Source organism: Neochlamydia sp. EPS4 (genome assembly GCF_000813665.1).
Lineage (GTDB): Bacteria > Chlamydiota > Chlamydiia > Chlamydiales > Parachlamydiaceae > Neochlamydia.
On sequence record NZ_JSDQ01000008.1, the window covers coordinates 1 to 12,099 of the forward strand.

At 39.6% G+C, this 12,099-nt stretch carries 9 protein-coding genes; 3 read left to right on the forward strand and 6 right to left on the reverse strand.

Going from position 1 to position 12,099, the window contains the following annotated elements; genetic code table 11:
• Positions 1 to 327 precede the first annotated feature (327 nt).
• The 4 genes from trpS to DB42_RS00975 all read right to left on the reverse strand — a co-directional run bounded on the left by trpS (position 328) and on the right by DB42_RS00975 (position 6,005).
• Positions 328 to 1,410 (reverse strand): tryptophan--tRNA ligase, encoded by a 1,083-nt coding sequence (gene trpS, locus DB42_RS00960; RefSeq protein WP_042240810.1) that lies wholly within the window; start codon positions 1,408 to 1,410, stop codon positions 328 to 330.
• A 12-nt stretch (positions 1,411 to 1,422) separates the two neighbouring features.
• Entirely contained in the window at positions 1,423 to 2,649 is a 1,227-nt protein-coding gene (locus DB42_RS00965; protein ID WP_044881341.1) for an amino acid permease, read from the reverse strand.
• A 15-nt stretch (positions 2,650 to 2,664) separates the two neighbouring features.
• Complete coding sequence (locus tag DB42_RS00970; protein WP_044881342.1) at positions 2,665 to 3,882, reverse strand: amino acid permease; 1,218 nt, start codon at positions 3,880 to 3,882, stop codon at positions 2,665 to 2,667.
• A gap of 476 nt (positions 3,883 to 4,358) precedes the next feature.
• The gene (locus DB42_RS00975; RefSeq protein WP_044881343.1) at positions 4,359 to 6,005 is read right to left on the reverse strand and encodes an FAD-dependent thymidylate synthase; all 1,647 of its coding nucleotides are present in this window, start codon (positions 6,003 to 6,005) and stop codon (positions 4,359 to 4,361) included.
• Positions 6,006 to 6,302: 297 nt separating this feature from the next.
• Between DB42_RS00975 and rfbA the strand changes: the two genes are divergently transcribed.
• Positions 6,303 to 7,196, forward strand: a complete 894-nt coding sequence (gene rfbA / locus DB42_RS00980) for a glucose-1-phosphate thymidylyltransferase RfbA (protein ID WP_044881344.1) — start codon at positions 6,303 to 6,305, stop codon at positions 7,194 to 7,196.
• Positions 7,193 to 8,257, forward strand: coding sequence for a dTDP-glucose 4,6-dehydratase (gene rfbB / locus DB42_RS00985; RefSeq protein WP_044881345.1), 1,065 nt, complete (start codon positions 7,193 to 7,195; stop codon positions 8,255 to 8,257). The genes rfbA and rfbB overlap by 4 nt, the downstream gene beginning before the upstream one ends.
• Positions 8,258 to 8,455: 198 nt before the next feature.
• On the opposite strand, the gene nth is transcribed toward rfbB, so the two are convergent.
• Both nth and mnmE read right to left on the reverse strand, forming a co-directional pair.
• Entirely contained in the window at positions 8,456 to 9,091 is a 636-nt protein-coding gene (nth, locus tag DB42_RS00990; protein WP_044881346.1) for an endonuclease III, read from the reverse strand.
• A gap of 4 nt (positions 9,092 to 9,095) precedes the next feature.
• Positions 9,096 to 10,475 (reverse strand): tRNA uridine-5-carboxymethylaminomethyl(34) synthesis GTPase MnmE, encoded by a 1,380-nt coding sequence (mnmE, locus tag DB42_RS00995; protein ID WP_044881366.1) that lies wholly within the window; start codon positions 10,473 to 10,475, stop codon positions 9,096 to 9,098.
• Between the two features lie 262 nt (positions 10,476 to 10,737).
• Between mnmE and DB42_RS01000 the strand changes: the two genes are divergently transcribed.
• Positions 10,738 to 12,066, forward strand: a complete 1,329-nt coding sequence (locus tag DB42_RS01000; RefSeq protein ID WP_044881347.1) for a sodium:alanine symporter family protein — start codon at positions 10,738 to 10,740, stop codon at positions 12,064 to 12,066.
• Positions 12,067 to 12,099 lie beyond the last annotated feature (33 nt).

A 12,099-nucleotide genomic window follows, 5' to 3' on the forward strand; every position in this document is an offset into this window, starting at 1 on the left:
TCAAGCTGCGAACCTTGACAATCAGCAGCTCAATATCCTTCCTTAAGATATAGGCTACCTATCTAATCAGACTAAAGCTTAAGTTAAAGGGAAATAGGCAGAAAAGCATGTCCACTGAAAGAAAAAAGCATTTTAGGCTTTAACTGAAAAGGTTTGCGTCTTCAATACCTAGCTCGGCAAAGTAAAGAACTGATCAGGGGCTTTTAAGGCGCTCTTTTAGACAATCATACTCTTAAAAAACTAGGCCCTTCAGTAAGAGAGGCAGCTGAGAAAGACCTAAATTTCTTCTTTAAATTACCGATTTAAAGCTTACAATAACAGAAGATTTTAAGAATATAATGATTGAGAGGCAACTTTCTCACGACGCTCACGAGCTATGCGAGAAATTTTATTCCAATTGCCCATTAATCCCATCGCACTACGCATTTCTTTTACAGTAGCATTAGAAACCTCGATCATTTTCTGAGTCCCTTCATAAATAATCTCTTCGATCAAACCCTTCTCTTCAGCAAAATGTTGGCGTCGCTCTCGTAGAGGCTCTAAGAAAAGGTTTAAAGCTACAGCTAATTTTTCTTTTACTTCTACGTCGCCTACCTTGCCTTCACGATAACGTTTTTTTAAATCTTCAACTTCGCTTTTATCTGGATTGAAAACTTCATGAAAAGTAAAGACAGGATTTCCTTCCACGGTCCCGGGTTGATGAGCATGAATTCTATGGGGATCGGTATACATGCTTTTTACCTTTTTCTCTACGGCCTTTTTATCATCTGACAAAAAGATACAGTTGCCTGCAGATTTGCTCATCTTTCCTTTATTATCAATGCCTACTAAGGTGGGTACATCACTAATAGAAGCTTCAGGCATAGGAAAAACTTCGCCATACAATTGATTAAATCTACGGGCTATGTCTCTTGCCAGCTCAACATGCGCTTCATTATCTTTCCCCACGGGCACTACATGGGCACGGGGCATGAGAATATCGGCAGTTTGTAGAACAGGATATCCTACCAACCCAAAGGGCACGCTCTCGGGATCCATATGAGCATTCCGGGCCATTTCCTTTAAGCTAGGTAAGCCTATCAGACGATTTAGAGAAACCATCATTTCAAAAATAAGATTCATCTCATAAACAGCCGGAGTAGCTGATTGCAGGTAAATAGTCGTTTTAGCAGGATCGATACCACAAGCTAAGTAATCTAAGACCATCTCTTTAAGATGCTCGCGCATCTTTAGAATATCTTCTTTGGTTGGCTTAGTCGTTAACATATGGAGATCTGCGATAATCAGATAACATTCATAGTGCTCTTGATAAGCTACTCGATTTTTTAGTGAACCTACATAATGGCCTAAATGTAAAAGACCTGTCGGACGATCGCCAGTAAGGATTCTTTTCTTAGCACTTTGAGACATACCTATTATCCTTTAAAAATTCATTTCGATTTTTATTAATCCTATTTGATTAGCAAGCTCTACTAAAATGACTAGCAAAGAAAAAATTATGGCCCCTATTAACCCTTCTTTTCCCCCACCCACTTGATAAGAAGAGGGCCATGACAGCCTATAGCGCTTAGACCATGCCATCAGGGGTGGAAATAATCCTAATAAAATCACCACCCCAAAAGCACCGGCATATTCTAAAGCGACCAGAAAGATACGCGGGCCGGATAAAGCAAAAATTAACGGGGGAATAAATGTACAAGCAAATAAAACTGCTTGCCCTTTTATTGTTTTTTCTATCCTTAAGGAATCTTTGAGGCAATCAAAGAGGCTTAAAGAGACTCCTAAGAAGCTGGTGACTATGGCAAAGAAAGAAAAGCAACGGGCCAATAAGGCAAGGTGGGGATTTCCTAAAACTATCGATAGCAGATAGGCACCATTAGAACCATTCTCATAACCATCTTTTAACCCATAGGCTCCTTTTAAAGGAATAATACCCAATGTTAACAGTTCCCAGAGGAGATAAACAATAAAAGGAATCAATCCTCCTACCCAAATAGCTACTTTTACATGGGTAGTATTTCTTTCCAAATAGTGGATCAGGCTAGGAATAATAATATGAAAACCAAAAGAGGTAGCCACGATCGCTACCGAAATTAATAAGTACTTAGGATCCACATGTTTTAATAAACTGATATCTACATAAGGAGCGAGAAATAGAACCATCATCACATAAGCAAGGGCTAGCCCTGCCATCAGTAAACGATTAAGATAATCTACCGAGCGGGTGCCTCGATGTAAAAAGCAGCTGAAAATGATTAATAAACAGACCGTTCCTAACCACATAGGTAAAGAGTAACCTGTTAAAAGTTTTATGCAATCCATAATGATAGGGCCGCTTCCTGCAAGATAAGCTGTAGTTAGAGAATAGAGCAAAAACAGGTAAGCCACCCATCCAATCCATTCGCCTGGACGACCTAGAGTTTGCTTGGCCATAGAAATGATATTTACCTGACTCCCCATCGCCAGGTTAACCTCGACTAGCAAAAGCGCTGTATAGGTCATGTACATCCAAAAAAGCGCGAGGAGAAAAATTGAAGGAAAAAAACCTGCAAAGCCTGTAATCACAGGAAGAGCTAGCATCCCTGCTCCTATAGTTGTTCCGGCTACGAGAAGTATTCCTCCTATAAGCTTATACTGGCTTTTAAACATCTCACTTTTCCATCGTTAAGAGGTTATCGTCTGATATAACTGTAAAATAATAATGCTTACCGAACATAAAATGATCAGCAAAAGGATAGGTTTTCCTCCAGCTATAAATTGAGGTCCTTTAAAGTTTTTATGATAACGCCCTGACCACACCATCAACGCTGGTAAGATGCCAAAGATAATGACAGCTCCAAATCCGCCTGCATAGTTGAGAGCCGTTAGAAATACGCCAGGATGAATAAGAGAGAAAAGATAAGGTGGCAACAGAGCTAGACTACATAAAGCGATTTTCCCACCACTTTTTTTCGGGATTTTAAAACCATCTGCTAAAAAATCGACAAAACTTAAGGCCACTCCCAGAAACGAAGTAACAATAGCAAAAAAAGCAAAAAATTGAGCAATATCCACAACCCATGAAGCACCTACGACTGTTTTTAAAGCTTGGGTAGCCATCTGCCCTTCGCTGCAGGCTACTCTTAAGCTATCTTCACCTTCTAAAGGCACAATACCTAGGATAAGCCTCTGCCATGCTAAATAAATAATTAAAGGAATAAAGCTACCCATTGCCAATGCTATGCATAAGCGTCGGCTATCCCTTCCTAAATACTGGGTTAAACTGGGAACCAAATTGTGAAATCCAAAAGAGACAATCATAGCAGGAATAACAAAAAAAGCTGCTGACCAATCGTGGTGTTTCAAAAGCTTTTCATCTATGTGGGAACTGCCTATACAGACGATTAAAAGATAGGTAAGAATGAGTCCAAACATAAGCAAACGATTAAATTTGTCGACTGTGCCTGTTCCATTATAAATCATAAGACCGAATAGTGCGCTCATGATGAGTCCCCCTACCCACCTGGGAAGATGAATGGCGAAAAACAGATCAAAAAAATCGGCAAATAGCGCGCCACTGCCTGAGACGTAAGCTACCATCAAAGAGTAAAAAAGAAAGAGAAAAACTATCCAACCCACCGCTTTACCCATCTTTCCTAGTGTTCGATCGGCTAAAGATACTACATTAATATCTTCTTTAAACCAAAGGTTAGCCTCTAACAACAATAACCCTGTAGACAACATAAAGATCCAACAGATAATAAACATGATCACTGAAGGCTTAAAACCTGCTTGAGCAGATAAGACAGGCAGGCCTAACATCCCAGCGCCAATACAACAACCGGCCACTAATAAAATAGCACCTAAAATACTCCCTTGAGAAGCAAACGTTTGATTATCCATGTTCTTTCCAAAAAACAAATTAAAAGCTTGGTGATTAATAAAAAGGCAAATAGTTAGAAAAAATTATGCAGGTGGTTATTGTCACCAAAAGAAGGGTAAAAATCTAGAAAAATAAAATAGAATACTCATAAGGTTTAGCGTAGTAAATTTTTAGAATGCTACCACTCTAGTTTTATTATTGAGAAGATAAAAATGAAGATCAAGCCTAGAGAGATATAGAACTCCCTTAAAATTAAAAAGCTTAGAGTTTATACAAAGGAATTTTTAATAGCTAGGAGGCTTTAGGAGACTTTAATAAACTCTTCAAAAATTATAAAGTTTAACGTAAAAAATAGTCCCCTTGCCAGCACCTATATTTAATGCAAATGCTTATTAACAAAATTAGGTAAAAGAGACGCTTCAACTTAAAAAGTAAGCTTTAAATTGGAAATTGTTCGCACTTAATTTTCTGGTTTTCAATCTTTTAAAACACTTTTTTAAGCCCTTTGTTTGAAATGATGCTTTTCCACCCTTCGCTGTTCCTGGCCCATCCGTCCCATGTCATATCCTTCATAATCGACGAACTTAAAGAAACGCTCAAAAGCAGGAAATTTCTCACAAACTTGACGAGCCATACTTTGAGCAATAAAACGATAGGTAGGATGACCTGCAGCAGCAGAACGTAGCTCACACATCCATTGTAGGGCGCGCAAGTTAATCTGAAAATACCATCTTACATTATAAGCCATAGGAACTACATACTGGGCTTCTTCAGGAAATTCCGTGGCGATTGCCTGGTAAGCCTCTTTAGCTTTATGCATGGCCATCATGTAATCTTCTTCGAAAGAAGTCCCTGAAATTTCAGGAGGGATATAGTAGCCATAATCACAGCCTAGCAACTGGCGTTCTTGCGTAAGTAGGCGATGACGGTGGAGGTCACGATAAGCACCAAAATCGGTAATAAATTCGAAAGTAAAATTAGCATGCTCAAGAGCACGAGGAGATTTATGGCGTCGATTTTCACGTGCGTTGCAGCCAGCGTCTAGAATGCGAATTAGCTCTTCTTCTGGTAATCCCAGGCAATGATTCCACAGATCCACTAAACTCTTATTGCTATGCGAAAATAACAAGGCAGCCGCTACTTTAATTACGGCATCCTGGTCATCCCCTATCAGACGAACGCCTGGCTCACTACTTTTCTCAGGATATCCTACATTAAGATTGGCAACCACCTGAAGATCTGTTTGCATAGCTTCAAAAAATCTACAAAAGTTTTCATGGGTCTTGTGGGTAGGTTCAGCTCTACGAACAAAAGAAGGAATTACTTTAGATAATTCATCACCCATTCTTTTCCCAATACCTTGCATTTCAGCTAGATTATTACAATGGAGCTTATGGATCATCTGCTCATAAAAACGTCCATTGCCAAAAATCCCCATATTAGTCAAGGTTCCTGCAGGTAACAAGCCTCTCAAGCAATCTAGTACCTTAGCTCTTAAAGCCGCTGTATAGGCCGTCTTTGAAGCAGTGGGTTGATAAGGAAACTTTTCCTCAAACAATTGAGTTAGAGGCGGGATAAGCTTAGAGTAAGTTTCAAAAAGCATATTGCAAGTGCTTACATAGATATCTCGATAAGCAGAAGTCATCAAGATGGGCTCACGATAAAAAAGGTACTCTCCCTTAACTTTTTGATCAAAATAAATGTAGCGTGTAGATTTCTCCAGAGGAGAACCCCCTATGCGACAGTCTTCAATAAACTTAGCCGATAACATAGAAACATTTTCAATGGCTATGTGAGCTCCTCCTAACTCTCCTATCGAGTCATCTCCATATCCATCCAAAATGCGATCATAGAAATTTTGTGCTTTTTTGATAGCTAAAGACTGGTCGTTATCCTGCTCTGAATGTTCCTTATCTGCTCCGGCAATCGTCAAAAACCCCGATTCTTCTTCATTGGAGATAAATTCTTTAAGTAACAGCGAACGAAGGCCTAAAGTAGAACGAGAGTAGCGTGAAAACAAGGCTCCCTTGATGACTTCCGGAAGATTACGAAGGACAAAAATATGACCACTCGTGTTGGTCACGTAACGTTCCAAAATTTTACGCTGGCTTTCTGTGAATTCTTCATAGTCATCTAATAACATACTTTACCCATGAGTAGATTTTGCTGGATGGCAAAATTATTGTGCAAACCGAATTCTCTTGCAAGATTAACCTGGAGAAACCGCTATAATTAATTAGCAATCATTTAACCTTAAACAGTTTAAGTGCAAAATCCTTTATCAACTGATAAGCTGAAGCTTTTTTTGCTGTCCCTCTAGATGTTTAGCTCCCAAAAAAAGCTGGTGTTCAAAAAAATTGACAAATTCCTGCAACATTCATAACATCCTTTAAAATCTTAAGATATTTTCACAAATCCTTACCTTGCAAGGCATAAAACAATGAAAGGTATTATTTTAGCAGGTGGCAGCGGCACACGTTTGCATCCTCTAACTCTAGGGGTTTCTAAACAGTTACTTCCTGTCTATAACAAACCCATGATCTATTATCCCCTCTCTATTCTCATGTTAGCTCATATCCAAGATATTCTTATCATCACGACGGCTGAAGAACAATTTTTATTTAAAAGGCTCTTGGGTGATGGCTCACAATACGGCTTATCTCTAAGCTATGCTGTACAAGCTAAGCCGAACGGTCTTGCTGAAGCATTTATTATTGGCCAAGACTTCATTGGCAACGATGCTGTCTGCTTAATCTTGGGGGATAATATCTTCTACGGCAACCATCTAGGGCCTTTGCTAGAAAAAGCTTTGTCAAAAACACTTGGCGCTACTCTCTTTGGATATGAAGTCAAATCTCCCGAACGGTATGGAGTGGCGGAAATAAATGAAAAAGGCCTAGTCATCTCTTTAGAAGAAAAGCCTACCCAGCCAAAATCTAATATTGCTGTCACCGGCCTCTATTTCTATGACAATCAAGTGGTAAAAATTGCTCAAACTTTAAAACCCTCTGCAAGAGGCGAATTAGAAATTACGGATATTAATCGTGTCTATATGGAAAAAGGTCAAGTTTCTCTAAATGTCATGGGCAGAGGCTTCGCTTGGCTAGATGCAGGAACCTATGAAAGCTTGATGCAAGCAAGTCAATTTGTACAAGTGATTGAAGAGCGACAGGGCTACTGTATTGCTGCACTTGAGGAAATTGCCTACCATCAAAAATTTATTTCCCTAGAACAACTTTATGCTCGGGGAGAAAAACTAGGTAAAAGCGGATATGGCCAATACCTGCTAGACATTGCTGAAAAGGAAAATAATATTTTAAAGGGTCTGGTATGAAAATAAAAAGAAAGGTTAGTAATATTCTTGTGACAGGAGGTTCAGGTTTTATTGGCTCTGCCTTTATTCGTTATCTTCTTAAAAATGTCCCTCACTTTAAAGGATTATGCCTTAATTTTGATTTATTAACCTATGCGGGTAATCCTCAAAACTTAAAAGAAGTAGAAAACGATCCGCGCTATCTTTTTCATCAAGGTGATATAAAGAATGAAGTCTTTATTGAACATCTGTGCCGAGAATATGCGATTGATACTATCATTCATTTTGCAGCCGAAAGTCATGTCGATCGTAGTATTCATGGGCCTAAAGAGTTTATTGAGACCAATGTACTAGGTACCTTTCACCTTTTAGAAGTTATCCGTAGGCTCCCTCACATCCATTTCCATCATGTTTCTACCGACGAGGTCTATGGATGCTTGGGAAATGAAGGCTTTTTTACAGAATCAACCCCCTATGCACCTAATTCTCCTTATTCTGCTTCAAAAGCTTCTTCCGATCATCTCGTACGTGCTTATGGAAAAACTTACCACTTATCTACTTGCATCTCTAATTGCAGCAATAATTACGGCCCTTATCATTTCCCTGAAAAACTTATTCCTCTGACCATCATTAATTGTCTAAGAAAAAAACTTATACCTGTTTATGGGCAAGGTACTAACGTACGTGACTGGTTGTATGTGGAAGATCATGCCAAAGCGCTGTGGATGTTACTGGAAAAAGGAAATTCAGGAGAAACTTACAATATCGGAGGTGAAGAAGAGTGGCGCAACATTGATCTCATCCATGAAATCATCAAAATTTTTGCCGAGATCAAGCAGGTTAATAAAGAGCCTTATATTGAACTCATTGAATACGTGCAAGATCGCCCAGGGCATGACTTCCGTTATGCCATTGATTGCTCCAAAATTAAGAAAGAAATCGGCTGGCATCCTGATCACAACTTCTCTCAAGGCATTAAGGAAACTATCCTATGGTACATCAATCATCCTCTGTGGATTGAAAATGTTCAATCGGGCGCTTATCTAAAATGGATAGAGACCAACTACGCAAGTCGTTCTTAAGACAATTCTTTGCCCAGCACAAGAATTGGAAAAAAGGACGCCTTTAGAATTTATGCTATTCTTCCTGATTAAGACAGCTTAAGAGAAATCTTAAACACACTTTCAAATTGGGAATAGAGTAACGCTCACATGCTAATGAAGCTTAAAGCCAGGTATAGGTGAGAGACCAATTCAATTTATTCGCCTCAAGCCTATAGGTTATAAGTTCGCTTGCGGTGAGATTATCATCCTGCAAATAGGACATCTATCCACATGAGGATGACGAGCCGAACAGTATTCACGTGCAAAATAGATGATTTGTAGATGTAACTTATTCCAAGTCTCTTGTGGGAAGAGGAGTTTAAGGTCTTTCTCTACTGCTGCAACTGTTTTTCCTTTACTTAGCCCCCAGCGTAGGGCGCATCGATAGATATGAGTATCTACTGGAAAAGCAGGTTTGCCAAAAGATTGACTTAAGACCACAGATGCAGATTTATGGCCAATGCCTGGCAGGGCTTCTAATTCTTCAAAAGTATCAGGCACCTTGCCTTGATATTTTTCTGCAAGAATTTCTGAGAGGCGATGGATAGCAGCAGCTTTGCGTGCAGAAAGCCCACAAGGACGGACAATCTTCTGAATATCTTCTATGTCTAACTGGGCCATCTTCTCGGGCGTATCAGCTTTAGCAAAAAGCTTAGGGGTCACTTGATTAACGCATTTATCGGTACATTGAGCAGACAATAGCACAGCTACGAGGAGAGTATAAGGATCTTTATGTAAAAGAGGAATAGGAGGATTAGGATAAAGCTTGTTTAGTATTGTAAAAATTTTGGCTGCTTTTTCTTTTCTATTCATCTAATCATTTACCGATGCAAAATGTCGAAAATATGGCGGATAATATATCTTCCGAAATGTTTGTTCCAATAATTTTCCCCAGTTCAGCTAAGCATTGCCGCATGTCCATCGATAAAAACTCTGGAGAGATATTCCCCTTTAAACCTGATAGAACATTTTGGCCTGCTTGAATAGAGAGCTGTAGGGCTTCTCGATGGCGGACATTAGTGATCAATACCTCCTCTTTAGAAGGAGGTCCTTCTTTCCAAATGACAGAGTCGATCACCTGCCGTAACCGATCGAGTCCTATTTTTTGTTTTGCCGATAAGGGCACTACATAGGGTAGATGAGCGATAACAGGTAAAGATACATGTGGCAAATCGATCTTATTCCATATCACAATCGTCTTAGCAGCAGGGACTTCCTTAAGCAAAAAGTGATCCTGCTCCTCGATCCCTTTGGTAGCATCTAACACAAGAAGAATAAGATCAGCTTGCCCCATAGCTTCTTTGGAGCGGCGAATGCCCTCTTGCTCAACTAGCTCATCTGTCACCCGGATCCCGGCTGTATCTAGCAGGCGCAAATTAAGCCCATTTAAACGTATTTCATCTTCGACAATATCACGTGTTGTTCCAGGAAAATGAGAAACAATCGCACGCTCTTTATCGAGGAGTGCATTCATTAAAGAAGATTTGCCTACATTGGGACAACCTACCAAACAAAGTGAAATTCCTTCCTGTAATATTTTTCCATCGCTAAACGTGTTAAAAAGAGATTGCATATCTATAAGAATAGCCTCCAAATCCTGGCAAATCTCTTCTAGCGTAGTAAATTCAAGCCCTTCATCGGGAAAATCTACCCAGGCCTCTAAAATAGCAGCGATCAAGGTGAGACGTTCTTGAAAGCCTAATACTTTCGCGGATAAGGAGCCTTTTAGCTGGTTTTCTGCAGCTTGGAGGGCATATTCATTCCTAGCACCAATCAAAGATTGTACTGCCTCAGCTTGCGCCAGATCTAGCTTACCATTCATAAATGCTTTAAAAGTAAATTCACCTGGGCGGGCGGCTCTTGCACCTGCTTTCAATATAACTTCTAATACATGGCGGGTAATCAAGCTACCCCCATGACATTGCACTTCCACAGTATCTTCCCCGGTGTAAGAGCGGCGTCCACGCATGACCAAGAGCAACACATCATCGATAGGTTGATTATTAAAGTCGCGTATTTGGCCATAATGAGCAGTATGGGACTTATAGCTATGCACAGGGCCGGAAAAAACTTTTTTTGCTACGTCAAAAGCTTGATTGCCCGATATCCGGACAATCGCCACGCCTCCTTCTCCCGGGGGGGTGGCTATAGCAGCAATTGTCTCGCCAGGTACATAAGGTTGATGTATAAAATCCATAGATAAAAAAAATTGTAAATTACTGAAAAATAATACAATATGCAAAGCTTTAAATCAAGAAAGCAACCCCTACCTTTCAAATAATTTTCTTGAAAGCTAGCTTATTTTGTGATATTTTGTCCGCATGCATGCAAAAATAGATTTTTTTTGCTAACTTTTTACCCTTTTTCTCCTATCTTTAGAGGGATTCTTTCATTTTTTACTATTTTTTTCTAATAAGCTATTAACTAATAAAATCGAGAATTTAATGGACCTTTACATAATGCCAAGTTTAGAAAGGACCAATCAAATTTTCACCTTGTATGTTGTATTTCCATTTATCATACTCTTAGGCCTCTATTTCACCATAAAACTTCGTGGCTTTCAAATTGCTAGGCTCAAAAACAGCTTTAGTTATCTACTTAAACAACAACAAAACGCACAGGGAAATATTAGTTATTTTGAAGCCATTTCTACCGTATTGGCAGGAAATTTTGGCACCGGCAATATCTCCGGTATGGCTATAGCCCTCTCAACAGGTGGGCCGGGTGCTTTGATATGGATGTGGATCATTGCTTTTTTTGGCTCAGCAATCCAATATTCAAGCTGCATTTTAGGAGTCAAATATCGTCAGAAAGATGAAGGTGGAGAGTATGTAAGCGGCCCTATGTACTATCTAAGTAAAGGGCTTGGCTTAAACAGCCTAGCTAAAATATTTTGTATTTTCACTATATTTGCTGCCTTAGCAGTAGGTAATTTTGCTCAGATCAATTCCATGACGCTTCCTATCCAAAAGATGGGCTTTCCCCCTTTATTGTGTGGCTTTATATTTGCTTTCTTTATTGGACTCGTCTTATTAGGCGGCATTCAAAGAATTGCACGTTTTGCCTCCATCATCGTGCCCTTAAAAGCTTTTCTATACCTTGCTTTTACTTTGATTATCCTCTATTTAAATCGTGAGAAAGTCTTGCCTGCTTTGCAATTAATGTTTACCTCCGCTTTCAACTTTCAAGCAGCAGCGGGGGGCATCATAGGAAGTAGCACCTTAAAAGCCATCACGACTGGCTTTAACCGAGCTATTTTTGCTACAGATGCAGGCACCGGAATTGTACCCATTTTACAAGCAAGCGCACGTACCGAACATCCTGTAATCGATGGGCTTGTGTCTCTTGTTGCTCCTTGTATGGTTTTGATTGTATGTACGATGACAGGCCTTGTTTTATTGGTTACGGGTGCTTGGCAGCACGGTGATTTACAAAGCACTAATATGGTCACTTATGCTTTTCGTATAGGCCTGGGACATCAAATCGGTGAATATGTGGTCATCATTGCCCTTATTATGTTTGGGTTTACTACTATTCTTGCCTGGGCTTATTGTGCCACGCAAGCGATCACTTATCTAGGAGGGCAGCGTTTTGCACGCCCCTTTACCTATCTTTATATTTTACTGATTCCCTTAGGAACTTTGATTCAGATAAATTTAGTATGGGGCCTTGCTGACCTCTGTATTACTTGTATGCTAATTGTTAATCTGATAGGCATCACAGGTCTTGCTCATGAAGTGATTATCGATAGTCGGGCCTATTTTAGGGGTGATAAATTAAAGACTTAAAAACGCTATAGGCAAAGAAAAAGCTTAATTAAG

Bases quoted from the DNA above. Each gene is read 5' to 3' on its own strand.
- DB42_RS00965 (WP_044881341.1), bottom strand. From the start codon at position 2,649: ATGTTTAAAAGCCAGTATAAGCTTATAGGAGGAATACTTCTCGTAGCC.
- rfbA (WP_044881344.1), top strand. From the start codon at position 6,303: ATGAAAGGTATTATTTTAGCAGGTGGCAGCGGCACACGTTTGCATCCT.
- nth (WP_044881346.1), bottom strand. From the start codon at position 9,091: ATGAATAGAAAAGAAAAAGCAGCCAAAATTTTTACAATACTAAACAAG.
- mnmE (WP_044881366.1), bottom strand. From the start codon at position 10,475: ATGGATTTTATACATCAACCTTATGTACCTGGCGAGACAATTGCTGCT.
- DB42_RS00975 (WP_044881343.1), bottom strand. From the start codon at position 6,005: ATGTTATTAGATGACTATGAAGAATTCACAGAAAGCCAGCGTAAAATT.
- DB42_RS00970 (WP_044881342.1), bottom strand. From the start codon at position 3,882: ATGGATAATCAAACGTTTGCTTCTCAAGGGAGTATTTTAGGTGCTATT.
- rfbB (WP_044881345.1), top strand. From the start codon at position 7,193: ATGAAAATAAAAAGAAAGGTTAGTAATATTCTTGTGACAGGAGGTTCA.
- DB42_RS01000 (WP_044881347.1), top strand. From the start codon at position 10,738: ATGCCAAGTTTAGAAAGGACCAATCAAATTTTCACCTTGTATGTTGTA.
- trpS (WP_042240810.1), bottom strand. From the start codon at position 1,410: ATGTCTCAAAGTGCTAAGAAAAGAATCCTTACTGGCGATCGTCCGACA.